The organism is Streptomyces sp. NPDC058469 (assembly GCF_042721125.1).
Taxonomy (GTDB): Bacteria; Actinomycetota; Actinomycetes; order Streptomycetales; family Streptomycetaceae; genus Streptomyces.
Genome location: NZ_JBHXME010000097.1, coordinates 6123 through 29098, shown reverse-complemented (window position 1 = coordinate 29098; position 22976 = coordinate 6123). Strand labels below are relative to the sequence as shown.

Sequence of the window (22976 nt, the reverse complement as noted above, 5' to 3'; positions counted from 1 at the left end):
GTGGGCGCGGTTGAACCGGAGGTATGCCTCCGCTATGGTGGAGGGGTACCTCCACTTTAGCAGTGTGGGCGCGTTCCGCCGTAGAGCCATGCGCGGGCGCACCCCCGTTCGCTTGTTCCGGAGAGGCTCTCGATGCCCCGCAAGTCCTCCCGTCTCACCTTCGCGGTCCTCGCGACCGGTGCGGGCGTGTTCTCCATGCTGCAGTCGCTGATCGCGCCGGCCCTGCCGACCGTCCAGCACGCGCTGCACACCTCCCAGTCCACCGCGACCTGGGTGATGACGGCCTACCTGCTGTCCGCCTCGGTCTTCACCCCGATACTCGGCCGCGTCGGCGACCTGGTCGGCAAGAAGCGCACCCTCGTCGCCGTCCTCCTGGCGGTGCTGGCCGGCTGTCTGGTCGCCGCGCTCGCGCCGAACATCGGCGTACTGATCATCGCCCGGGTCGTCCAGGGCATCGGCGGCGCGCTGTTCCCGCTGTCGTTCGGCATCATCCGCGACGAGTTCCACGCGTCCCAGGTCCCGGGCAGCATCAGTAACTTGTCCGCCGTGATCGCCGCGGGCGGTGGCGTCGGCATGGTGGCCGCCGGTCCCATCGTGACCGCGCTCGACTACCGCTGGCTGTTCTGGTTCCCCGTCGGCATCGTCGCCCTGACCACCCTCATCGCCGTGCGCTACGTCCCGGAGTCGCCCAACCGCGCCGACGGACGCGTCAACTGGCTTGGTGCCGTGCTCCTTTCGGGCTGGCTGGTCGCCCTGCTGCTGCCCCTGAGCCAGGCAGGCAGCTGGGGCTGGGGCTCCGTGCGGGTCGTCGGCCTGTTCGCCGCGGCCGTCGTCCTCTTCGCGGCCTGGCTGCTCTCGGAGGCCCGCTCCCGCAGCCCGCTCATCGACCTGAAGGTGATGCGGCTGCCCTCCGTGTGGACCACCAACACCGCCGCGCTGCTGTTCGGCGCGGGCATGTACTCGATCTGGTCCTTCCTGCCCGGCTTCGTCCAGACCCCCGCATCCGCCGGCTACGGCTTCGGCGCCAGCGTGACCGCGTCCGGACTCCTGATGCTGCCGATGCTGATCGCGATGTTCGTCTCCGGCGTGCTCAGCGGGCGCCTGGAACCGATCGTGGGCGCCAAGGCCCTGCTCACCACCGGTGCCGCACTCGGCGCGCTCGCCTGCGCGATCCTCGCCCTCTGGCACGACCAGCAGTGGCAGATCGCCCTCGTGGCAGGCATCTTCGGGCTCGGCATCGGACTGGCCTTCGCCTCCATGGCCAACCTCATCGTCGGCAGCGTCCCGCCCGAGCAGACCGGCGCCGCGACCGGCATGAACGCCAACATCCGCACCATCGGGGGCTCGATCGGCGCCGCCGTGACCAGCGTCCTGGTCACCGGCCACCTCCAGGCCTCGGGCCTGCCCTACGGCTCCGGGTACACCCACGGATTCGCGCTGCTGGCGGTGCTGCTCCTCGGCGCCGCGCTGGCCGCGCTCCTGGTGCCGGCGCGCCGGTCCGGCCGTAGCGGAGGAATGACCGTCGGAGGCTCCGAGTCGGCGCTCCTGAAGGCGGAGGAGGAAGCGTCGGTGATGGCGCCCGGCGCCCTGAACTGATCCGGCCGGTGTGCCAGCATGAACCGATGATCGAAGAGAGCGCGCGGCGCTTTTGCGCCGAACTCCTGGACGTCCACCGGCTCCGGCTGGCCGAAACCGCCGCTCCTCGGCTTACGCCTGAGGAGCGGCAGGCCATGAACCGGGTGTGGGACGCGAAGGTACGGGACAACCCGAGCTTCTTCGACGGGCCGGTCCTGGTGTGCGCGGGCACGCGGCGGGAGGGGCCGGACGAGCTGACCGTCTCCTGGGTCCGGACGACGTACCGGCACTTCGCTCTGCGCCGTGTCCCCGGTTGCACTTCGTGGTTGCCGTCCTTCTTCGTCGCCGTCCTCCAACCGACCGACGACGGACGCCTGTTGGTCGGCCGGATGTCGAACTCGACGGCGGCACCCGGGCGTTGGCAGTTGCCGGGCGGCTCCCTCGAACCGCCCGAGGGCGACGAACCGCTCGACCTCGCGGCCCTGCACCGCCACGCCGCACGGGAGTTGATCGAGGAGACCGGCATCGACACCCGGGCCGCCGACCTCACCTTCTGGAACGTGACCCGCGCCGGAAACGGCAGCATCGGTGTCCTGTTCCGCGCCCCGTCCCTCCCGGAGACGCGGCTGCGCGAGCGGTTCAAGGCGATGGCGGCGGCGGAGCGGGCCCAGGGGCGCGAACCGGAGCTGGACGACATCGCCCTGATCCACTCCACGGCCCAACTCCCGCTCCTGGTCGGCCCGCACGCGGACTACCTGGAGCCGATCGTCCGCCGCTACGAGGTGTCGGGCGGCGACGGAACGGGCGTAACGGGTGTCTCGATATGAGACACCCGTTACGCCGCCGGAGCGCTCAGGATCGGAGGCGTGTCGTCTGGCGCCGTATGCCTGTACGACTGCTGTGAAGAAAGGTGATCACCATGGCCCTCGCACTGCTCAGGCGCTGGCTGCCCAAAGGCGCCTCCGCCACGGCGGCGGGCCTCTCGCTCCCCCTTCCGCCCGGCGCGGGTGGCCTCGGCCGTGAGATCGTCGACCCGGTGGGCGCGCCCATGGCGTCCGCCGACGTGACGGTGACGGCCCTGGACTCGCACCGTGTCACCGCCTCCGGTACGACCGACCCGTACGGCTTCTTCCTCGCGGCCCTGCCGCCCGGCCGGTACGGCCTGCTCGTCTCGGCCCAGGGACTCCAGCCGCACCAGGAGACCGTGGAGATCGTCGCCGGAATCGCCGAGCCCACGGAGCGGGTCTGGCTCCAGCCCGGCCGCGCCCAGGAACTCCCGCCGCCCGGCACCTGGCTCTTCGACCCGCCGCACACCGCGATCCGCTTCATCGCCAAGCATGTCGGCATGGCCCATGTGCACGGCCGGTTCGAGCGGTTCCAGGGCGGTATCCAGATCGCCCAGGAGGTCGTCGACTCCCGGGTCCACGTCCGCATCGACGCGTCCAGCATCACCACCGGCAACACCACGCGGGACAACCACCTGCGCTCCGGTGACTTCCTCGACGTGGAGCGGTACCCGTACATCGACTTCGTCAGCACCCGGTTCTCCTACCGCGGCGGCAGCAAGTGGACGCTGCAGGGTTCGCTGACGATGCACGGTGTGAGCCGCTCGGTGAACCTGGACACCACCTACCTGGGCACGGTCAACGGGGGCTACGCCGAGGAACTCCGCTGCGCCGCCCTGGCCACGGCCGAGCTGCACCGCGAGGACTACACCCTTAACTGGCGCAGCATGCTGGCCCGGGGCATCGCCGTCGTAGGCCCCACCGTGCAACTGGAGTTGGACATCCAGGCGATGTACCGCACCCACGACACCCCGACGCCGCCGAAGTGACCCGGCACATGCGGTAGGGTTTACCTGCGTGTTCACCTGGAGTATCGGGTGCGGCGCGAGCGGGACGTGGCGCAGCTTGGTAGCGCACTTGACTGGGGGTCAAGGGGTCGCAGGTTCAAATCCTGTCGTCCCGACTTGAGAGAGTCGCAGATGAGGGGCGGTTTCGGAGAAATCCGAAACCGCCCCTTGATCATTGTTGGGGACCGGTTGGGGACCAACCTGCCTTGACCGGTGTCAGCGGGTGAGGACAGGCGTTGCGGGAAGCGTGCGCGGGGCGCGCGGGACGCTGAGGTGTGCGGAGAGTGCCGTACCGGCGGCCGTGATCTTGTGGATGTCCGGGTGCAGGTAGCGCTGAGTGGTCGTCAGCGATCCGTGGCCGGCGATCCTGCGCAGGACGTGGATGGGTACTCCGGCGTCCGCGAGCCAGGTGAGTCCGGTGTGGCGGAGATCGTGGCGGCGCAGGTGCTCGTAGCCGAGGCGGGTGACGACCTCGTCCCAGTGGGTCGCATCGCGCAGGACCGCGGTGGAGATGCGTCCTCCGCGTGGGCCGGTGAACAGACGTGCGTCGGGGGCGGGGCCGACGGAGAGGATGCGCTGGGCCACGAGCGGGCGGATCTCCTCGATGATGGGAACCTTCCGGGCGCGCTTGCCCTTGGTCCCCTTGTCGGTCAGTCCGCCGGGCGCGGGTGTGGTCTGGCGCCTAACCGTCCAGATCCACTGGCTGGTGTCGATGTCCCCGACACGGCACCCGGAGACTTCCCCGACCCGGGCCGTGGTGCTCGCGGCGAAGAGGACGACGTCGCCCCAGCCCCGGTACTGGTGGAAGAGGCAGCCACGAGTGCCGCGGCCAGCTGGACGAGTGTGTCCCAGTCGGGCAGGGCGAGGGCCCGTGGGTCGCGGAGTTCGTCCTCGGCCTGCTGGTAGAGCTTCTGCCAGCCGCTGACCCGCGCGGGGTTGACTTTGATGATGCCGTCGCGGACCGCCTGCTCCATGACGCGGACCAGGACGGCGATGGTGTTCTTGACCGTGGAGCGGCTGTGGTCGTCGACGATCCAGTTCTGGACGCTGCGGTCGACGACGCCGTTGGTGATCATCCGTACGGCGAGGTGGCCCAGGGCGGGGACCACGCGCATCCGCCATCCCGCGAGATACGGGTCGAGGGTTTTCAACTCCAGCCCGCGCAGGGCGAGATCCATGCTCGCGTCGCCGTATTCGGCGAGTTTCATGGTGGCGAGCGACGGGGATTGTCCGGCCTGCGCGGCTTCGATGATGTCCTGGAGCCACTCCTGCGCCTCGTCCTCGTCCGCCTTTCCCTCCGACAGGGACAGGCGCCACTTCGTAGCCGGATCGAACCAGCGGACACGCGCTCGATAGGGATGGGGGCGATCGGGCCGGTATTCGATGTCGGTGGAGAGCCGGACACCGACCGGAACAATGGCCTTCTCGGCCATCAGGCTTCCCTGCCCGGGATAGTCCGGCGGTTGCACAGCCATTCCTCGCCGTCGAGCGCGCTGTACATGACGACGCGTTCCGAAACGGAGACGAACGGCGGGCCCTGCGGTGGCCGGGCGGTGCGCCAACGGCGCAGAGTCGAGGCGTCCACGTGCAGACAGGAGGCGAGATCACTCGTCGAATACCAGGCGTTGGCCAGGAGGGTGGAACGGTTGTCATCTTGGACGGAGACAGTGCATCTGGCTACGGAATGCGCCGCGCCCTCCTGCCGCTTGCGCGACTGACGGTTTGTGGAAGTTTTTATCGGTTCGGGGGTGCAAGTGTGGTGGATCTCCCGGCGGTATAGAGCACCAAACGGGTACTGGAGAAGACCCTCCGGCGACGGGCGACGCGCAAACGGGGAACAGGGGATTCCACCTCTGCAGCGGTGGTGAGTTCTCGCCGATGGATCGATTCGCGGTGGTGCTCGGGGCAGACGTTGGACATGAATCGTCTGCAGAAACGCCGGTTTGGCTAACCGGCGATGTGCGGCTATGTTCCCCTTGCTCACGACGAGATCGCCGGAGCGCGGCTCGCACGGAGCGACGAGATTCGCGGGATACGTCGACGATCGCGTACATGCTTGACGTATAAGGTGCCGTGCCGATTCATGCCTTCCCGATGACTCATCATGTGGAGTGCGTGGCGATCCTCGAACCGGTCGCCAAGCCATCCTGACCTGCGGTTTTGTGCGTGCGCATTATGTATGGTATCGGCATTACGGGCGATGCCTTGACGCTGAGAGGATGCTCATTTGGCACTCGTTCTGATGGGGTGTCAGATCGCCTGTTGGGCAGGTCAGGCCCTGTCAAGGTGGCGAGTATCGCTGAAGCGCCGAGAGCAGGCGACGCTCTGCGCGGAGCTGCTCGTTCCTCATGGTGCTGAGCGCCCTCAGCAATAGGCGTGCCCCGGGGCACCGTTGCTCTCCCCGTCTGCCGAGGGTGAGCGGCACGGGGTAGGGGCCGTGCCTGGAGGGCACGGAGATGCTGTACGAGCCGACGATCGACAGGGGATGCCCCTTGATGTCCGGCAGAGCCCGGGGCGTGCGGGCCAGATTTTGATGATGGTGACGGGGCCGGGTGCGGCGAGGGCGGTGGCGGTGAGCATGGCGTCGATGGCGTACTTGTGGCCGTGCCAGGCCCCCGTCGGCCAGGAGGGCGGCGGCGTGGCCGGCGATCGACTCCGTGACCGGTTCGACGATGAGGCGGTAGAGGGTCTACTCCAGGGCAGGGCGTGATCCGGGGGTGGACCACCTCGACGAGGGTGGCCGCGGAGGTGATCACCCGCAGGTCGTCGGCGAGGGCGAGCCGGCCGGCGACGGTGCGGTCGCGCAGGACGGCCTTGGCGAGGCCCTCGCTGTCGAGGACGAGGGTGCCGCCTGGGACGGCGGGGGAGCGGGTCACGCCGCGTCCGCCCCGCCCTGCGTCTGCTCGGTCTGCTGCACGGCGTTGACCCGGCCCCCGCGCGGGCCGTATTCGGCAGGCTTTGGTCAGTAGGTTCTCGGCCACCTTGCTCCAGCCGTACAGTGCCATTTCCGAGACGCCGAGCGCGGCCGCCATGGTGCTGACGTTGATGACCGCCCGGCTGCCCCGCTCGGCGGCCCCGCTCGGCCATCGCCGGCGCGAGTACCGCCACCAGATAGTAAGGGGGCCTTCGCATCCAGTGCGTACACGGGCGTCAAACCCGCTCCGCGGCGTCTGCTCGGTGGACCCCGAGAGGGTAGATGCCCGCGCCGTTGACCAGGGTGTCCACCCGGCCATCGCCCAGCTCGACAGCTTGCCGAGCCAACTGTCGCACCGAGTCGGCGTCCAGCAGCTCGGCAACCACGAAGTCCGCCGTGCCACCGCGTTGCCGGATGGCCTCAACGACGGCCCCGCCGCGCCCTCGGCCCCGGCTCGCCACCAGTACGTGCGTGCCGCACTCGGCGAGCGTTTCCGCGGCGGCTGCTCCGATGCCGCAGGTCGCCCCGTCACCAGCGCGACTTTCCCTGTCAACGACGCGGTAGTTGCAGAGCCTGTGCCCGGGCTCGCGGCAGTCACGCTCAGTGATGTACGGACGACCTGCTCGCTTCCGCTCCGACCGAGTCGGCGACCCACGGGTCTCGGGGAGGCAGTCGGAGGGCGCCGGCGGCGACCTTGTTCGGTTTCGACGCGAGGCACCAGTCCCGTGGAGCCAGCAGGACGCTGAGGGTCACCGCGAGAACCAGCCAGAGTCGGAGGTCGCCCAGGACCTGCGCGTCGTTGGTCAGCCTCGGGGCGAGGTAGAGCGTGCCGAAGGAGACCAGGGACCAGACGGGCACGGGCCGACGCAGCCCCAGGGCTTCCCAGACCAGGGCGCCGAGCAGGAATCCCGCCGAGTAGTAGTCGTAGACGCCGGGATCCAGCAGGAGTCGCGCGCCGATGCCGAGCAGCGGCACCGCCACCCAGCGCCCTCGGAGGATCGCGGCCGCCCCGAGTACGCAGCCGAGCACGAGTTGCGCCGGCCGGTCCCACGACGGCGTCCCCGCCGCCGACACTCCGAGCGCGCGGAGCGCCGAGGACGGCTCGTTGACGATGTGGTACTGGGTCGCACCCAGCGTCGCGGGGTCGGCGACGACGAAGGGCAGCCAGGCCAGCAGCACGACGGCGACGGCGTAGAACGCGACATGCCGTCGTCGGTCGCGGGCCACGGCGAGAGCCAGCGGCAGGAAGACCAGAGCCCACGGCTTGGCGTCCACGGCCAGGCCCAGGCTCAGTCCCGCCAGTGCCGGGACGTCAGCGAGGACCGCCCGGATCGCCAGTGCCGCGAAGAGCAGCGCCAGCACGTCGTCGAGGTGGCTGTAGTGCACCGCCAGCGATGCCCAGACGATCAGGAACACCGCACCGGCGGCCGCGACGGTCATCCGCAGGGCCTGCGGGCGCGACCGCAGATCCGGCTGCCGGGCCAGCGCCGTCTGCTCGATCAGCCGCAGCACCAGAAGGCCGACGCTCATCATCGTCAGCTGGGCGGCGACGACTCCGCCGAGGTTCCCCAGAATCCAGGCGCAGAGAAAGGCCAGTGGTCCTATCTGCAGGTTCGGGTAGTTCGCATAGAGGTGCAGGCCCCCCGCCGGTGAGGCTCCGGAGCCCGAGAACAGCAAGGTGCTGCCGTTCGCGAAGTAGTGCCACGAGTAGCCGCCGCCGTGCAGGTCCGCCAGGTACCAGACCGTCGCCCAGAGTCCGAGGAACCACCAGTGCCAGGCGGCCTCGTTCCGCGCGGGGCGGCTGCTCTGATCAGCCATCCTCATGCCTTTCTGGTGGTCGACCCCTGCCTGGGATGACTCCCCTGACCGCTCCCGGGTTCCTGCACAACAGTGAGATTCGGGTATGGAGCGTCTGAAACTCGGCCTGGGACGGTGGGCCTGTGCGTCAGCGCCGGCTCATCACGCCGTCAAAGCCGGCATGGGAAACCGGCGGTCCGAGGTCGGCCGCCGATGTCCTTGTGGACAGCCGGCCGAACACCTCTGCGGCCGGCCCGGCGTGGTCTCTCACCATGTCCAGCCGTGGCCGCCGCTGTTGTGGGACAGGGCCAGGACGGCGGTGGCCACGGCGAGGTACTGGGTCTGGCGGCCCTGGCTGAACAGAGCCGCCAGGGCCCAGGCGAGAGCCGTGTACCACGGCATCGACCACGGTGCCGCGAGGACCCAGGCGAAGGCCAGCGCGAACGGCAGGGCGATGACGGAGGGGGCGTCCGGAGCAGCGCGGCGGCGTAGCGCCCACGCCAGCGCGAGCATCACCACCGGCCACAGCACGCTGACGATCGCCGCGGTCGAGTCAGGGCCCAGGACCGTGGTGGCGCACTGATCGAAGACCGCCCACAAGGAGGGTGCGGAGACCAGTCGGGAGGCCGCGGCGAGCGGGGGCAGTGCGTGCGTGCCGTAGGCGCCGTAGAGCGCGGTCAGGGTCAGCGCTGCCGCGCATGCCTGCCGGGCGGCCGGTCGCCAGCTGCCCGAACGCAGCAGCGGCCAGGCCAGCCCGACACCGAGCAGGCAGGCACTGATCTTCACACCGCAGGCAAGGCCGACCAGTCCTCCCACGATCAGGTCGTGGTGCCACCGGGCCGCCCTGCGGGCGAGGTGAACCGCGCAGACGGCCAGGCCTGCGACGAGGGTGTCCAGGTGCCCACCCTCGACCAGCACACCGATCAGCAGCGGATTGACACTCCACAGCAGGCCCGCACGGACCGGATCGTCGGCGGTCCGCAGCAACAGGTACCCGGTACCCACGAAGACGGCGGCGTTCGCGAGCATCAGCGCCCAAATGGTCAGCCACGGCCGCTCCTGGCCGATGAATGCCGCGGCACCCTGCCACCACGTCGCCACCGGCCCGTACACGGAAGGTGTGTTCCGCCACGCCTCGCCCACCAGGTGGGCGTACGCGCCGCCCAGCCGGGCGGGAGTCGTCACGTACGGGTCACCGCCGAGCGCGGCGATGCGGCCGTACGCGGCGTAGCTGGCCGTGTCGGAGGAGCCGACGGGGGTGAGGTTGGCGACGGCGAGTGTGGTCATGGCGCCGAGCCGGAACAGGAGCCGGGCATCTGGTCTCCAGCCCCCCTCATGGGCCTTGAGCATGCCCAGCGTGCCCCAGCACGACAGCACGATGGCCGCGATCGTGGCCGTCTGGGAAACGGTGCCGGCCATGGCAGGCAGCCGGAGCCAGGGGATCGGTGTCCTGAGCGTGTTGTGGTTGGGCGCGCTCGCGCCGACCAGAGCGAACAGTGCGATACCGGCCCCGGCCATCCACACCGCTGGACGCGGTATCGGCCGGTCGACGGCCATCGGCTTCCGCGGGGGAATTCTCCGCATCGGGGCCGCGAGACGCAAAGTCCACCCCTTGTGGTTGGTCGTCACAGTCACTCTCCGGGGTGTCGCTTCAGTTCGCGGCGAGGGCTGCCATGACGATCTTGCCCGCGAACTTGTGGCCGCCCTCGCTGCTGTCCAGCACCACGGCCGCCGCCGCATGGCCGCTCACCGCTCCCCCCGGCAGATTGCCCAGCGGTTGCCGCCGTAGCTCTTCGTCCGTGGCGGGCATCCTGTCGACGAACCGGGCGAGCACGGCCTCGGGGTCCGGGTCGGACTCCAACGCCTGGTGCATCCGGCGAGCGGTCATGCCCTGACGTCGGTGAGCGGGCAGGAATGAACGACTACGCCAGAGCCTATCGTCTACATAGCTGTAGACGATAGGCGGCTGCAGGGGGTTCCCGCAGCTCGTGTCCGGCAGCGGCTGTCCGTGGTCGCGGAGCGGGTCGACCTCGTAGCCTCGCTCCGCGCAGGTCGCGGACGCGGGGGAGCGCGTCGAGGGCCGAGCGCCAGGTGCCGGGGGCCGAGGTGCAGTCCGAGTCTTGCAGCAGGACAGTGCTGCTGCAGTCGAGGTCCGCGGTCACCGTGCGGTGGACTGACTCGGGTGTGGCCCGCGCGGTCCAGCCCTCGCCCAGCAAGTCCACAGCACGGGGGTGGGTTCGAGGCGCCGGGCTGCCGCGTGGGCGGCGGTGGACATGATGCCGTACGGCGGGCGGAAGAGCGTCGGCCGGGTGCCGGTGATCTCGGCGACCGTGCCGCGGGCGCGGGCGAAGTCGTCGTAGTCGCGCACGGGCCGCGCAGCAGCAGGGGCCGGTGCTGCCAGCCGTGGACGCCGATCTCGTGGCCCGCCGCGGCCATCTCGCGCACCACGCCGGGGGAGCGGTGGGCCTCGTTGCCGAGCAGGAAGAAGGTGGCGCGCACCCCGCGCTCGTGGAGCAGGCGCAGGAAGAAGGGGGCGGACAGCGGGTCTGGCCTGTCATCGAAGGTGAGGGCGACGGGGTCCGCGCGGCCGCGGCCGGACAGTCGCGGCGTGGTGCGGTCGCGCAGGGGCCCGAACGTGGAGACGACGGGGGCGCAGTGGACCGCTGCCAGTGCGGCGGCGGGCAGGGCGACCAAGCGCAGCGGGCGGGAGGTCGTCACGAGTGGTGCCCTTCCTGGTCGGGGGCGGGCGTGAGCCGGCCCAGGTCGAGGCCGTGGCCGTGGCCGTGGCCCAGGGTGCGCATCAGCGCGCGGGTCCGTCGTAGGTCGTCGCTACCCCGGTAGTGACGGCGCACGCCCACACCGCGCAGGCGGTGGCGTCGGCGACCGCGAGCCGCCGGGTGCGCAGGCGGCGGGGCCGGCCCTGGCCCGGCGGCGGGGCGCGGCTGGTCAAGGAGAGCCGGCCGCCGAAGGAGACGGCCAGATCGCGGGCGAGCGCGAGACCGATGCCCGTTCCCGGCCCTGCGGCACCGTAGACTGCGCTGTCGGCCGTCGGGGCCAGTCAGGTTGGGGACCCGCGCACCCCATCGGCCCGTGCAGCAGCTTCTTGAGGCGGAATACGTGACGTCGAGTGCGGCATCTCTTGTACCGGTCAACCCAACCCTCGGCGTCCTGCTCGCCGCTCTGCTGTTGGTGGCGGCGGCGGTCGCGGGCTGGTCCCGTCTCGATCCGCACCCGTACAAGAGCCGGGCCCGGGAGATCCTCCTTGCCGGCTTCCGCGCGGCTGTCCAGCTCGCCCTGGTCTCGGTGGTCATCACCTGGGCGGTCAAGTCAGTGCTGGGGCTCTTGGCGTTCCTCGCGGTGATGTTCGCGGTGGCCGTGCGCACGGCCGGGCGGAGAGTCACCGGCAACCACACCTGGTGGCTGACGGCCGCCCCGATCGCCGCAGGTGTGATACCGGTCGTTGTGGCGCTCCTTGCCACCGGGCTCGTCCCTTTGACGGGCGTCACCCTGATTCCGATCACGGGCATCCTCATCGGTGGGGCAATGACCGTGACCGTGCTTGCCGGACGGCGTGCCCTGGACGAACTGTCCCAGCGTCGCGGAGAGGTGGAAGCCGCGATGGCGTTGGGGTTCCTGGACCGGGACGCGCGGATGGAGATCGCACGTCCTGCGGCCTCCGAGGCTCTCCTGCCCGGTCTGGACCAGACTCGTACGGTCGGGCTGGTCACGCTCCCTGGTGCGTTCGTCGGCATGCTCCTCGGAGGGGCCAGCCCTGTGCTGGCCGGAGTGGTGCAACTGTTCGTCCTCATCGCGCTCATGGCTGTGCAGGCCATCGCGGTGGCGGTGACCCTTGAACTCGTCGCCCGGCGCCGCCTGTATCGCCCGGGACCGGACACCCGGACAGGTCCCCCGCGCACGGCCAGAAGGTTTCGCAGGGTCCCGGCGCCGAGCCGTCCATCCAAGTAGAGGCCAGGCCGGCCATGCGCGGTCAGTACGAGCGCGATCACGAACCTGGCCATGCGGCCCGGGCGTGGCAGCCAGATCCTGGCGGCTTATCGGCTCGGCATCAACGAGGGCAACGCCACTTTCGAGGCCATTGCCCCGGCCTGGGAGGTGCTCGACGCCGCCCGGTCGCCCTCGAAGGCGACGGCCGGGTACGGGGCTGGGTCGCAGCGGCTCCGGTCTTCGGCGAGGGCGCGTTCATCGGCGGCGTCGAGCACTCCGTTGCGTCTTCGCGAAGTGATCGTTGAAGGGAACGAGGCGCTGCCACTGCAAAAGGCGGGGCGCCCCTGCGCACGGGTGCGCCCCGCACTGGTTCCTGGCCCAATGCCGCCGGTAGCGGCTCGGAACTGCAGGACGCCGGTGTGAACGAATTAGGTCACGGACCAGGCGGTAGGTAGCCGTGTCCTCCGAGTGTGGTGACGCGAGGCAGGCGGCTGGGGGCGAGGTGTGTTTCGGCGGCGTTGGTGAGGCGACGGCGGAGGGCGGCCATGGTGACGGCGAGGGTCTTGGTGGAGCCGAACCAGTTCTCGTCCCAGATCTCGGGATACGGCCTCGCCCGCGTGTCGGGCGAGGAGGGTGAGCAGTTCGAACTCCTTCAGACGCAGGGGGAGTTCCGTGTCGTGCAGGTGGCAGCGGCGTGCTGTGGGGTCGATGACGAGGTCGCCGAGGTGGATCGGCTGGTCGGGGACCGGTGAGGGCCTGGCGGCGCAGGTGTGCGCGGAGCGGGCCGGCCGGACCCTGAGGCTGAAGGGTTTGACGAGGCAGTCGTCGGCGCCGGCGCCCAGGCCGGCGATGATGTCGATGTCGTCGGTGCGGGCGGTGAGGATGACGGTCAAGAGGTCCCGGAAGCGGGCGCGCAGGGTGCGGGCGACGTCGAGGCCGTCCATGGCGGGTGGGCCGAGGTCCAGGAGCAGGGCGTCGTAGGGGGCGCGGCCTGCTTCGGCGAGGGCGGCGGTGCCGGTGCGGCTTCAGGCGGTGGTGTAACCGTTGCCTTGCAGGCCGGTCTGGAGATGGTGGCCGATGACGTCGTCGTCCTCGACCACGGGGACTCGGAAGCGGCCGTTGTCGGGTGCGGCGGGCGTGCCCATGGCCGTCAGGGTAGACACGTCAGTTGTCGCGCGCCGGCTCACAGGTCGCGCAGTTCCTCGATGGCGGGGCGCCGGGCGCGGCGGATCCCGTTCAGGGCTGCGGCCAGTACGGCGGTCAGGGCGGCCAGTGCTGTCCGGGCGAGGTAGGCGCCGGGCACGGCCAAGCTGGCGGGCGGGGGGCGAAGACGCCGGTGAGGACCTTGACCAGCATTTCCGACAGAGCCCAGCCGATGAGAATGCCTCCGGCCAGCCCGGTGAGGGCCAGGAGGGGGCCTCGGTATGACGACGGCCCGACTCGGTCGACGCCGCAGTCAGGCGGTCGCGCGGTCAGTGGGCTCACGTGGGCAGGGGGGACGGAGGCCCGCCATAGGGAAGTGGGCGATATGTGTGTGCATGCCGCCATGGTGCCTGTGCGGGACGGGCGGGGTGGGTGACGCGCGCCGGCAGTCAGGATGCGTTCAGGTGCCCGGTGGCACGGTCGGACAACGTGACCTATGAAACGTGTGAGAGTCAGGTGGTTCCGCAGGCCGGTCAGCCCTCCGGTTCTCGGGGCCGGCTGCGTTCGAACAAGGTGCCCGAGGTCACCGTCTACTTCTGGATCATCAAGGTGCTGTGCACGACGGTCGGCGAGACCGCGGCGGACCTGCTGAACGAGAAGGCGGGTCTCGGACCGACCGGTGTGTCGGTGCTGATGAGTGCCCTGCTGGCAGTCGTCCTGGTGGTCCAGTTCCGCTCCAGTGCCTACCGGCCGGGCTTTTACTGGTCGGCGGTGGCGCTGATCAGCGTCGTCGGCACGCTGATCAGCGACAACCTCACCGACAACATGGGCGTGCCGCTGGAGGCGATCGCCACGGTTTTCGCGATCGTCCTCGCGGTCGTGTTCGCCGTCTGGCACCGGCGCGAGCAGACCCTGTCCATCCACCACATCGACACCACCAGCCGCGAGTCCTTCTACTGGCCGGCGGTCCTGTTCACCTTCGCACTCGGCACCGCAGTCGGTGACCTGGTGTCCGAGCGCATAGACCTCGGCTACTGGCTGTCCGCCGTGCTCTTCGCGATGGCCATCGCCGCGGTGGCCATCGCGCACTTCGCGCTGGATCTGGACGTGGTGTGGAGTTTCTGGATCGCCTACATCCTGACCCGCCCGCTGGGCGCCTCGATCGGCGACTGCCTCTCCCAGCCCACCGGCAACGGCGGCCTCGACCTGGGCGCCGTCGTGACCAGCTCTCTGTTCCTGGCGGTCATCCTCGGACTGGTCACCTACCTCTTTGTCACCCGCAGGGATGTCGCCGAACCGGAGCACCCGCCGGGGCACGCGGCCTGAGCCACGAGCCAGTCCGATACTTCCTGCCGTCATTTGCGGCCGCGCTCGACCGGGGTTCATCCCACCTGTGGAGAAGCACGCACAGGTGGTCGAGCGAAGGCAGGGGAGTTCAGCCAACAGGCGCCGAGAGTACGGCGCTGCTGGTCGTCGGGAGAGTGGGGTGTCGGCGGCGGTTGAATCAGAGTTCGGCCCGCCGAGAGTGGGGGACGACCGTTACGGAGGAGAGGTCCGTGTGTGCATGGAGCCATGCTGCTCGTGCTGCACGAGTGGGGCGAGTGGTACTCGGTGGCAGTCAGGATGCGTTCAGGTTCCCGCTGGCACAGTCGAGCAGTATGACCAATGAAACCTCTGAGGCTCAGGTGGTTCCAGGGGCGGGCACCCAGCAAGGAGGGCCCGCAGCGAGTCGGCGAGCAACCAGCCGAGGCGGCCCCACACCGCCTCTCCGGCACTGGGCAGGGAGCGACAGGAGAGCCTTTGCGTGGCCAGGAGGGGGAGGCCGCACCGGGGATCGGGCGACGCGAATTCACGCGCTCCGCAGATTGAATTCTGGGACGAAATTCCCAGAATTTCGGCCAAAGGCGTGTCCTGCATCACACGGGGTAATCTCGAGATCCCGCCCATAAGGTACGTCGCCCCCGGGTCGTAACAGGTGTACAGAAAGTCCTTGCGCAGGCCAAGGAAAGAATGAACAAGGAAAGAATAAAGCAGAGGTCATTCCGGGAATGCGAACCGTGCCGCGGATATCGCCCCCGGCTGCGCGGCCCGGGCGGGCTGAGCGATCGAAGTCATCCCGCCGTCTGGATCCGAGGCTGCGCTTGTCTACACAGTTGTAGACATTTACCGTTCCGCAGACGTGAGGGGCGCCCCCTCTATGCTGCCGCCCGTTCTATGTGAGGGTTACATGACAACTGTGACGACGTCCGAGAGCTCTCGGACGCATGTCAAGCAGATGCTGAACAAGGTTCCCGAGGTCACGATCTGGTTCTGGATCATCAAGATCTTGTGCACCACGGTCGGCGAAAGCTTCGCCGACTGGATCAACATGAACCTCGGCGTCGGCCTGATCAACACCTCATTGATCTTCACCGTGGTTCTGGCCGGTGTCCTGGGCTGGCAACTCACCACCAAACGCTACGTCCCGTTCGTGTACTGGCTCACCGTCGTGGTGGTGAGCGTGACCGGCACTCTGTACACCGACATCCTCACCGACAGCCAGGGCGTTCCCCTCGCGCTGAGCAGTAGCGTGTTCGCCGGGATCCTCGCCGTCGTCTTCGGGATCTGGTACGCCCGCGAGCGGACCCTGTCGGTCCACACCATCACCACCCGCCCCCGTGAGCTCTTCTACTGGCTCGCGGTCCTGGTCACTTTTGCCCTCGGCACCGCGACCGGCGACTGGACCCTGGAATTGACCGGCTGGACCCCGGGCGTCTCCGTGCTCCTGCCTCTCGGGTTGATCGTCACGATCGTCCTCGCATGGCGCCTCGGTGCCAACGCGGTGCTCTCCTTCTGGCTGGCCTACATCCTCACCCGCCCGCTCGGCGCCAACCTCGGCGACTGGCTCGGCTCGCCCAGCGGCGACGGCGGCCTGGACCTCGGCACCGCGGCGACCAGCGTGATCTTCCTGACCGCGATCCTCGCCACGGTCGTGTACCTCACGCTCAGCCGCAGCGATGTCATCGAGACCAACGACCTCACCGATACCCCACGAGCGCTGAACCCCGCGCGTGAGCGGATCATGCTCGGTTACTACGCCGTCGTAGCGGTCGCGACTGCGGCCCTTCTCATCTGGGCACACCACCAGCCCCACGCGGCCGCGGCCAGCGAGTCCGACACCCCGGCACCTGTGACCGCCCACCTCACCCCGACGCAGGCGACGTCGCCGTTCCCTCCGGCTGAGATCGCGAAGCTCCGCACGATCACAGCTGACACCCTGGCAAAACTCAACTCGGGCAACCAGCAAGCCGCGACCACCCGAGTGACCGACCTCGAGACCGCTTGGGACGATGGCCAGCCCACCCTTGAGCCCAAGAGCGAGCAGTCCTGGCACTTCCTCGACAGCGAGATCGACCAAGTCCTGACGTCACTGCGCGCTTCGAACCCCGACAAGGCCACCGAGGTCAAGGCACTCAACACCCTCCTCACCTCACTCAGCTAACTGGCCACGATGCCGGACTGCCTCGACGCATCCCCTGCGCCGGGGCAGTCGGCATTCCGAACCGCACCCGGCACATGGATCGCCAACCGCCGCGGCCGCCAGGCCGGCCAAAGGGCTGAGCGGGCACGGCATCGCTGTGGTCGAGGAACTGGTCGCCGACGTCCTGGTGACGGACCTGGCTGAAGCCATTCGGTATGGACGTGGTTCCGGTTGGCCGTGGCGCTCGTTTGACGTTTCGAGCGTCTGACGGGCCCTCCAGCAGGGCCGTAACTGCCCTCCGGCCTGGGATCACTCAAGTTCCTTTCTCCTATGACACCTTTCCGGCGACTCATCATGTGGAGTGTGTTGCGATCCTTGAACCGGTGGCCAAGGTGTCCTGAGCTGCGGTTTTGTGCGTGCGCTTTATGTGCGGTGTGGGCGTTACGGGCGATGCCTTGACGCTGAAATGACGCTCGTGAGCGCTCATTTGACGCTCTTTCTGATGGAGTGTCAGGCGTGTTGGCATGCTGGTCAGGCCGCCTGTAGCGGCGTAGGAACGGGTGACTCTTCAGAGAAAGAGGGGCCCAGCGGGGCCGGTAGATGGCATGGTATGCCCCGGTTCTGATGGAGTCGGGTTGCTGGACAATTGACCGTCCAGCAGCCTTCGGAGGCCGTGATGCCCCGCAGCTATCCGCCCGAGTTCCGCCGTAAGGTCCTCGTTCTCGTCGCATCCGGAAGGAAGGTCGCCGAGGTCGCCCAGCTCCTCGGCATCAGTGACCAGACGATCTATGTCTGGCGTTTCGCCAACACCTCATCGATACGGGGCAGTTGCCCGGCACGAACAGAGGCGACCAGTCCGAGCTTGCTGCGGCCCGCAAACGCATCGCCGAGCTGGAGGCCGAGTTGGCCATCCACCGCCGTGCTGCCGAGCTGCTGGGTGAGGTGACGTCCCCAAAAGGCGGTTCGAAGCCATCGGCGTGATGGCCGGTGAGGATCTGCCGGTGCAGCTGGCCTGCCGGGTGCTGCACGTCGCCGAGTCCGGGTACTACGCCTGGCGGGACCGTCCGCCGTCGAACCGCCTGGTCAAGCATGCCTGGCTGACCGAGGCCATCGTGGGCATCCACACCGCCTCCCGCGGCACCTACGGGACGCGTCGGATGCACGCACAACTCCGTCTGGGCCTGCGCATCCATGTCAGCCACGGCACCGTGGAGCTGCTGATGCAGCGCGCCGGCCCGCACGGCCTGCCCGGCAACCGGCGACCCCGCGCCAAGCACGTCACCCCCTGCGTCGCCGACCTGGTGGAGCGGAACTTCACCCGCCACGCCCGGGACCAGTTATGGGTCACCGACATCACCGAGCACCCCACCTTCGAGGGCAAGGTGTACTGCGCGGTCGTCCTGGACACGTTCTCGCGACGCGTGGTGGGCTGGTCGATCGACGCCTCGCCCACCGCGACGTTGACCACCAACGCCCTGGCCATGGCCATCGGAAACCGCTCCCGCGGCCGGTCGGCACCATCATCCACTCCGACCACGCAGTGCAGTTCGGGTCCTGGGCATTCACCCAGCGTGCGAGGGCCTCCGGCCTGCTGCCCTCGATGGGCTCCGTCGGGGACTGCGTGGACAACGCGATGATGGAATCCTTCTGGGCCCGGGTCCAGGTCGGACTCCTCGACCGCAGACGGTGGCGCACCCGGCTGGAGCTGTCCACCGCACTCTTCGAGTACCTGGAAATCTTCCACAACCGACAGCGCAGACACTCCGCACTGGGCATGCTCAGTCCGGTCGAGTACGAACTCCGCACCCCACCAGTAGCGTGAAACCAAGCAACTCGACTCCACCCAACTCCGGACAGTCCGGAGCCTCCATCAGACCCGGAGCGCTTCACCCAGCGAGTCGACCTCCTGATTGACGGCAGCCCTTGAGCCTCCCTGGCGGGCGCCGTGACGGTGCTTGACCCGGGATCTTGGACACGGGCCACGCAGCTGGGGCCGGGTTAGTTGACGTTGCTGGACAAGGCGCTCGTGGGATCGCCCGTGCGCCGTTCATGATCTACCACGAGGAGCCGAGCGAGAGAGCGACGGTCCCCGTGCAGTGGTGCCGGGCCGGTCGAGAGTTCGCCGTCTCGCTGCGCTGCTGCGACCTGGCACAGGTTGCCCGGGCGGCTTCTCCGTGTGCCGGGAACGGCTGGGAGGCCGGCCCCGGCACCGAGATGGTCACGGCTTGCGCGCGACTGCCCCGTACATCGCGATGTCCTCATCGCGTATGTTCTGCTCGCCCGTGCCGTCCGGGTGCCACTTGTGGACCTGGACGATGCCGGGTTCGACCAGCTCCAGCCCGTCGAAGAACTCGTGGGCCTCGTCGATGGTGCGCAGCCGCATCGGCATGTCGCGGGCCGCGTACTCGCGGGCGACGCGGCCCACCTCCTGCGGCGCGAACTCGGCGGTGCCGATCGACATCGCAAGGTAACTGCCCGAGGGGAGAGGCTCCAGCAGGCGCCGTACGACGCCCACCGCGTCGTGCGCGTCGAGCATGAAGTGCACGATGGCGATCACTGTCAGCGCCACCGGCCGGGAGAGGTCCAGGGTCTCGCGCAGCTCTGGCGCGTCGAGGATGGCGGACGGTTCACGGAAGTCGGCCTCGATGTACGACGTCCTGCCCTCGGCCGTGCTGGAGAGCAGCCCCTGGGAGAGGGTGAGGACGATGGGGTCGTTGTCAACGTAGACCACCCGTGACTCGGGAGCCACCTGCTGGGCGATCTCGTGCAGGTTCGGGGAGGTGGGGATGCCGGTGCCGACGTCCAGGAACTGGCGCACGCCCGCCTCCTCGGCGAGCCAGCGCACGGCCCGGTTCATCCAGTCCCGGTTGGCGCGCATGTGGATCGGGAGTGCGGGCCACTCCCGGGACATGGCGTCGCCCGCCTCCTTGTCGGCGGGGTAGTAGTCCTTCCCGCCCATGATGTAGTCGTAGATCCGCGCGGAGTGCGCGTGTTCGGTGTCGATGCGGTCGGCCGGCCATCCGTTGTCGGGCAACGCCGTGTCTCCCATGCGAGTCGTGGAGGTTCGGGATGAACGCTCAGTAAAAACAATGGGGGTTCACAGAAGGAAGTCGGCGTCACCCGCCTTCACGCCCGTGACGAAGCTCGTCATTTCGCGGGGTGTGAAAACCAGCGCCGGGCCGTCGGGGTCGGTCGACTGCCGTACGGCGACGCGTCCGTCGGCGAGCTTCTTCACTTCCACGCAGGCGCCGCCGGCGTCGTCGCTCCACGGCTTGGTCCAGCCGCGTGCGCCCAGGTTCCGGGACGGTATGCCGTTGCGTATGTGGTGGTGCACGTCAGAGCTCCTTGCGAATCGCACCGAGGACGGCCTCGGTCTTGCGGGCGGGCGCCGCCTGGGCACCCAGCCGGTCCAGGGCCTCGCGGTACACCACGACGTCGTCGCCCTTGTCCAGATAGACAGCGCCCACCAGGCCGTTGAGATAGACGACGTCGGGCAGTTCGGGTGCCCGGAACCGGAAGAGGTGGAACGCCCCGGCTCGCATGGCCGGGTGCGGGCCGTTGGCGAACGGCATGATCTGCAGAGTCACATGAGGCAGCCGGTTGACCTCGATCAAGTGGGCGACCTGGGCGCGCATCACCGCGGCACCCCCGACCGGCCACTTCAGCACCGTCTCGTCCATCACGACCCACACCCGCGGCGGCGCTTCGCGGGTCAGCAGTTCCTGGCGGCGCATACGAAGGGCGACCCGGCGCTCCGTGGCCTCGGTGGGGGCGTGCGGGTTGCCCGCGCCGAGCAGGGCCCGTGCGTACTCCTCGGTCTGCAGCAGCCCGTGGACGAACTCGTTTTCGTAGGCGCGGACCTGCAGCGCTGCCTGCTCCAGGCTCAGGTATGCGGCGAACCAGTCCGGCATCACGTCGCGGTACGTGTGCCACCAGCCGCGCTTGCTGGCCTCGCGGACCGACTTCAGGAAGGTGTCGATCTCCTGACGGTCCGTCACCCCATAAATCTGCAGCAGCTTTTCCGCATCCGCCAGGCGCAGCCGGGCGACCTTGGCGGCTTCCATCCGGCGGATCGTGGAGTGGCTGACACCGATGGCCTCGCCCGCCTGCTCGTACGTGAGTCCTGCCCGGGTCCGCAGTTCCTCCAGCTGGCGGCCGAGGATCATGCGCAGGACGGAGGGGACGCCGCCCCAGTCGGTCTCTGCGGTCACGGTCTATCTCCCTTGCGCCTCCAGCTCCGGGCGGAAGTCTGGCAGGTTTCGCTCTTCACCGACTCTTTCGATCACTTCCTGCCGGAAGCAGCATGCACTTCGCTACCTGCAATTTTCAACTTGCCGGTTGCGATGCGTTGTTGGCAGATGCCACAGTAAGAATGTCGTCCCGGCTCGTCGAAGAGCGAGACGGCGCAGTCCAGTTGGGGGAAACAGGGCTGCGACCTGCGTTGGTCCGGCAGGGCCGACATCCGCGCCTCGTGTGCGGCCGGTCGGCGCGATACCGGCACCGCCCAGGGTGCGAAGGCACACGAAAGGCGTACGGCGATGGCTCCGCCCTCTTTCCCCCAGCCGTTGGATCGACCTCCCGGAGGCGGGCGCCTTGGCCGACTCCCTGGGCCCCAAGGCCCCGGCCGGCTCGTCTCCGGGAAACAACACCCCCGCCACAGCCATCTGTTCGGCCTGCCTGCGACCCCGGCGTCAGTCGGTCTGGCCCGCAGAACCGTGGACGAACAGCTCATCGCGTGGGGCGTCCGCGAAGCCGTCCGGGACAACGCTGTCGTCGTGACCTCCGAACTCGTCACCAACGCGCTCACACACTCCGCGAGCGACTGGATCGTCTGTGAGGTGCGGAGCACGGATGGAGTCCTCCGGATCGAGGTCGAGGACCAGAACCGTGGTCCCACGCTCCCGGTACCCGGTCGGCCTGGCCCCGACGACCAGGGCGGGCGCGGTCTCCTGCTCGTCGCAGAGCTCAGCAGCGACTGGGGAACGGCGGACATCCCGCACCGGTCCGGGCGGATCGTCTGGGCCGAACTGGCCACGGACGCCGACGAACCCGTCCCGCCCTGACACCTGCCTGGCCGGCCCCAGCTCCCCGCCCGGCCCATCCCCCCACCCGGCCGAAGGGTCACCCCCCATGTATCGATCGCACAGCCGCGGCCCGATCCCGTCTCTCTCCGAGCCGTTGGCTCGCGGCTTCACTCCGCCCCCGAATCCCGCCGAGCCGCCGACGCACGACCGCATCCGGTCCGGACGCCTGGTGATCCCCGCGCCGTTACGCGCGAGCCTCGGATACGACGCCGTGGGCATGCCCCGGGAACACGGGGAACGCATCCTGGACCGTCTGCAGCGTGTTGGCTGCATCTTCGCCGACGCCCGGCGCTGGTGGTGGATCGTGCCGGCTGGTTCGCACCTCGGCGTCATCTGGCCGCCGTTCATCAGCTATGCGATCGGCGCCCAGGTGGCCGACCCCTCCTGGACGAGCACCCGCCCGAAACCGGGCCGGGAGCATCCCTGTCTGATCCATTCCCCCGAGACCGGGCAGCCCTACACGCCGCCGATACCCCTGTACTTCCTCACCTGCCGCGTCGCAGGCAGCACTCCGCTCTGGTCGCTGGACGCGTCGAACTGACCAGCCGCATCCGGCATCGCGGCGATACGGCGAGGGCGGCTGGAGACTTCCACGGACACCGCACGTAAGGCGTTGACGCTCAGTGGAGCGACGAGTTTCCAGCGCTTGGTGAACCGGCGCGTATGGGCGAGGACGACGGGGTGAGAGCAGGAACATCCCGGCAGAGCCGCCGACAGCCCACCGCGACGCCAGGGCTGGGCCGTTACTGATGGCTCTTGGAAGGTGACGCAGAGCCAGATGGCGATCGCGGTGACGGTGAGGGTGCCGTCGAAGACGTAGGCGCGTTTGATGCCACAACGGATGTCACCGGGCGGGGGTTGGTGGCGGAGATTGCCTCCTGGCAATGGCAGGACGCCATCCGCGAGCTCAGGCGCAAAGTCGCAAGGTCTCATGCCGTGACGGGCCCTGGCGAGTCGGCCTCTTGTCTTGGCGGCGACCGTTGGACGCGCGTCACGGACGTGCCCCATGGGGACCAGACGGTGTCCGCGCACCTGAACGGTACGCGCGGCGCCACACAGCAAGCCCCATGATTTCTGGCCGTATGTGCAGACAAAAGGAATGGCCCATACTCCTGGGGGTCAGGGGGTCAGGGGGTCAGGGGGTCAGGGGGTCAGGGGGTCAGGGGGTCAGGGGGTCAAGGGGTCAAGGGGTCGCAGGTTCAAATC

The 22976-nt window shown here is 69.0% G+C and carries 20 protein-coding genes, 1 tRNA gene and 4 pseudogenes; 11 read left to right on the top strand and 14 right to left on the bottom strand.

The window, feature by feature from the left end:
* The first annotated feature begins 132 nt into the window (after window positions 1-132).
* From ACFWP5_RS33150 to ACFWP5_RS33135, 4 genes are all read left to right on the top strand, one after another.
* Complete coding sequence (locus ACFWP5_RS33150; RefSeq protein WP_384164960.1) at window positions 133-1596, top strand: MFS transporter; 1464 nt, start codon at window positions 133-135, stop codon at window positions 1594-1596.
* A 26-nt stretch (window positions 1597-1622) separates the two neighbouring features.
* Window positions 1623-2402, top strand: coding sequence for an NUDIX domain-containing protein (locus ACFWP5_RS33145; RefSeq protein ID WP_384164956.1), 780 nt, complete (start codon window positions 1623-1625; stop codon window positions 2400-2402).
* Between the two features lie 92 nt (window positions 2403-2494).
* Window positions 2495-3409 (top strand): YceI family protein, encoded by a 915-nt coding sequence (locus ACFWP5_RS33140; protein WP_384164953.1) that lies wholly within the window; start codon window positions 2495-2497, stop codon window positions 3407-3409.
* Between the two features lie 60 nt (window positions 3410-3469).
* Window positions 3470-3543: transfer RNA gene (locus ACFWP5_RS33135), tRNA-Pro, on the top strand.
* A gap of 100 nt (window positions 3544-3643) precedes the next feature.
* Here ACFWP5_RS33135 and ACFWP5_RS33130 read toward each other — a convergent pair.
* From ACFWP5_RS33130 to ACFWP5_RS33120, 3 genes and pseudogenes are all read right to left on the bottom strand, one after another.
* A pseudogene (locus ACFWP5_RS33130) lies at window positions 3644-4860 on the bottom strand (tyrosine-type recombinase/integrase).
* Window positions 4860-5012 carry a hypothetical protein gene (locus tag ACFWP5_RS33125; RefSeq protein ID WP_384164950.1) on the bottom strand — a complete coding sequence of 51 codons (153 nt, stop codon included), beginning with the start codon at window positions 5010-5012 and terminating at the stop codon, window positions 4860-4862. The pseudogene ACFWP5_RS33130 and the gene ACFWP5_RS33125 overlap by 1 nt, the downstream one beginning before the upstream one ends.
* A gap of 947 nt (window positions 5013-5959) precedes the next feature.
* Window positions 5960-6234, bottom strand: a pseudogene (locus ACFWP5_RS33120) (DNA-binding protein); the annotation flags it as partial.
* Between ACFWP5_RS33120 and ACFWP5_RS33115 the strand changes: the two are divergent.
* Window positions 6145-6396: a hypothetical protein gene (locus ACFWP5_RS33115; RefSeq protein ID WP_384165008.1), complete on the top strand. Its 252-nt coding sequence runs from the start codon at window positions 6145-6147 to the stop codon at window positions 6394-6396. The pseudogene ACFWP5_RS33120 and the gene ACFWP5_RS33115 overlap by 90 nt on opposite strands.
* Window positions 6397-6577: 181 nt before the next feature.
* Here the strand turns inward: ACFWP5_RS33115 and ACFWP5_RS33110 are convergent, their stop codons facing one another.
* The 7 genes and pseudogenes from ACFWP5_RS33110 to ACFWP5_RS33080 form a co-directional block, all read right to left on the bottom strand.
* A complete protein-coding gene (locus ACFWP5_RS33110) occupies window positions 6578-6853 on the bottom strand; it encodes an SDR family NAD(P)-dependent oxidoreductase (protein ID WP_384165002.1) in 276 nt (91 codons plus the stop codon).
* An 88-nt stretch (window positions 6854-6941) separates the two neighbouring features.
* The gene (locus ACFWP5_RS33105; RefSeq protein ID WP_384164947.1) at window positions 6942-8159 is read right to left on the bottom strand and encodes a hypothetical protein; all 1218 of its coding nucleotides are present in this window, start codon (window positions 8157-8159) and stop codon (window positions 6942-6944) included.
* A 246-nt stretch (window positions 8160-8405) separates the two neighbouring features.
* The gene (locus ACFWP5_RS33100; protein ID WP_384164944.1) at window positions 8406-9695 is read right to left on the bottom strand and encodes a hypothetical protein; all 1290 of its coding nucleotides are present in this window, start codon (window positions 9693-9695) and stop codon (window positions 8406-8408) included.
* Between the two features lie 94 nt (window positions 9696-9789).
* Window positions 9790-10026, bottom strand: a complete 237-nt coding sequence (locus ACFWP5_RS33095) for a hypothetical protein (protein WP_384164940.1) — start codon at window positions 10024-10026, stop codon at window positions 9790-9792.
* Between the two features lie 270 nt (window positions 10027-10296).
* A complete protein-coding gene (locus ACFWP5_RS33090) occupies window positions 10297-10506 on the bottom strand; it encodes a polysaccharide deacetylase family protein (RefSeq protein ID WP_384164937.1) in 210 nt (69 codons plus the stop codon).
* A gap of 74 nt (window positions 10507-10580) precedes the next feature.
* A pseudogene (locus ACFWP5_RS33085) lies at window positions 10581-10856 on the bottom strand (polysaccharide deacetylase family protein); the annotation flags it as partial.
* Complete coding sequence (locus ACFWP5_RS33080; RefSeq protein ID WP_384164934.1) at window positions 10853-10990, bottom strand: hypothetical protein; 138 nt, start codon at window positions 10988-10990, stop codon at window positions 10853-10855. The pseudogene ACFWP5_RS33085 and the gene ACFWP5_RS33080, both read right to left, overlap by 4 nt.
* A gap of 265 nt (window positions 10991-11255) precedes the next feature.
* On the opposite strand from ACFWP5_RS33080, the gene ACFWP5_RS33075 reads away from it, so the two are divergent.
* Window positions 11256-12104: an ABC transporter permease gene (locus ACFWP5_RS33075; RefSeq protein WP_384164999.1), complete on the top strand. Its 849-nt coding sequence runs from the start codon at window positions 11256-11258 to the stop codon at window positions 12102-12104.
* Between the two features lie 407 nt (window positions 12105-12511).
* Here the strand turns inward: ACFWP5_RS33075 and ACFWP5_RS33070 are convergent, their stop codons facing one another.
* Window positions 12512-13048, bottom strand: coding sequence for a response regulator transcription factor (locus ACFWP5_RS33070; RefSeq protein WP_384164997.1), 537 nt, complete (start codon window positions 13046-13048; stop codon window positions 12512-12514).
* A 667-nt stretch (window positions 13049-13715) separates the two neighbouring features.
* Between ACFWP5_RS33070 and ACFWP5_RS33065 the strand changes: the two genes are divergently transcribed.
* From ACFWP5_RS33065 to ACFWP5_RS33055, 3 genes and pseudogenes are all read left to right on the top strand, one after another.
* Window positions 13716-14552, top strand: coding sequence for a hypothetical protein (locus ACFWP5_RS33065; RefSeq protein ID WP_384164931.1), 837 nt, complete (start codon window positions 13716-13718; stop codon window positions 14550-14552).
* 901 nt (window positions 14553-15453) lie between these two features.
* Window positions 15454-16707, top strand: coding sequence for a hypothetical protein (locus tag ACFWP5_RS33060; RefSeq protein WP_384164928.1), 1254 nt, complete (start codon window positions 15454-15456; stop codon window positions 16705-16707).
* Between the two features lie 655 nt (window positions 16708-17362).
* A pseudogene (locus ACFWP5_RS33055) lies at window positions 17363-18508 on the top strand (IS3 family transposase).
* 396 nt (window positions 18509-18904) lie between these two features.
* On the opposite strand, the gene ACFWP5_RS33050 reads toward ACFWP5_RS33055, so the two are convergent.
* From ACFWP5_RS33050 to ACFWP5_RS33040, 3 genes are all read right to left on the bottom strand, one after another.
* Window positions 18905-19720, bottom strand: coding sequence for an SAM-dependent methyltransferase (locus tag ACFWP5_RS33050; RefSeq protein WP_384164925.1), 816 nt, complete (start codon window positions 19718-19720; stop codon window positions 18905-18907).
* Between the two features lie 63 nt (window positions 19721-19783).
* Window positions 19784-20020, bottom strand: coding sequence for a DUF397 domain-containing protein (locus ACFWP5_RS33045; protein ID WP_366492011.1), 237 nt, complete (start codon window positions 20018-20020; stop codon window positions 19784-19786).
* A 1-nt stretch (window position 20021) separates the two neighbouring features.
* Window positions 20022-20897 carry a helix-turn-helix domain-containing protein gene (locus ACFWP5_RS33040; protein WP_384164921.1) on the bottom strand — a complete coding sequence of 292 codons (876 nt, stop codon included), beginning with the start codon at window positions 20895-20897 and terminating at the stop codon, window positions 20022-20024.
* 504 nt (window positions 20898-21401) lie between these two features.
* On the opposite strand from ACFWP5_RS33040, the gene ACFWP5_RS33035 reads away from it, so the two are divergent.
* The gene (locus tag ACFWP5_RS33035) at window positions 21402-21749 is read left to right on the top strand and encodes an ATP-binding protein (RefSeq protein WP_384164918.1); all 348 of its coding nucleotides are present in this window, start codon (window positions 21402-21404) and stop codon (window positions 21747-21749) included.
* Between the two features lie 67 nt (window positions 21750-21816).
* Entirely contained in the window at window positions 21817-22311 is a 495-nt protein-coding gene (locus ACFWP5_RS33030) for a hypothetical protein (RefSeq protein WP_384164915.1), read from the top strand.
* The last annotated feature ends 665 nt before the right edge of the window (window positions 22312-22976 follow it).

Excerpts from the sequence above, each read along its gene's own strand:
- ACFWP5_RS33150 (WP_384164960.1), top strand. The coding sequence starts at position 133 with ATGCCCCGCAAGTCCTCCCGTCTCACCTTCGCGGTCCTCGCGACCGGT.
- ACFWP5_RS33100 (WP_384164944.1), bottom strand. The coding sequence starts at position 9,695 with ATGGCCGTCGACCGGCCGATACCGCGTCCAGCGGTGTGGATGGCCGGG.
- ACFWP5_RS33105 (WP_384164947.1), bottom strand. The coding sequence starts at position 8,159 with ATGGCTGATCAGAGCAGCCGCCCCGCGCGGAACGAGGCCGCCTGGCAC.
- ACFWP5_RS33140 (WP_384164953.1), top strand. The coding sequence starts at position 2,495 with ATGGCCCTCGCACTGCTCAGGCGCTGGCTGCCCAAAGGCGCCTCCGCC.
- ACFWP5_RS33095 (WP_384164940.1), bottom strand. The coding sequence starts at position 10,026 with ATGACCGCTCGCCGGATGCACCAGGCGTTGGAGTCCGACCCGGACCCC.
- ACFWP5_RS33145 (WP_384164956.1), top strand. The coding sequence starts at position 1,623 with ATGATCGAAGAGAGCGCGCGGCGCTTTTGCGCCGAACTCCTGGACGTC.
- ACFWP5_RS33030 (WP_384164915.1), top strand. The coding sequence starts at position 21,817 with ATGTATCGATCGCACAGCCGCGGCCCGATCCCGTCTCTCTCCGAGCCG.
- ACFWP5_RS33060 (WP_384164928.1), top strand. The coding sequence starts at position 15,454 with ATGACAACTGTGACGACGTCCGAGAGCTCTCGGACGCATGTCAAGCAG.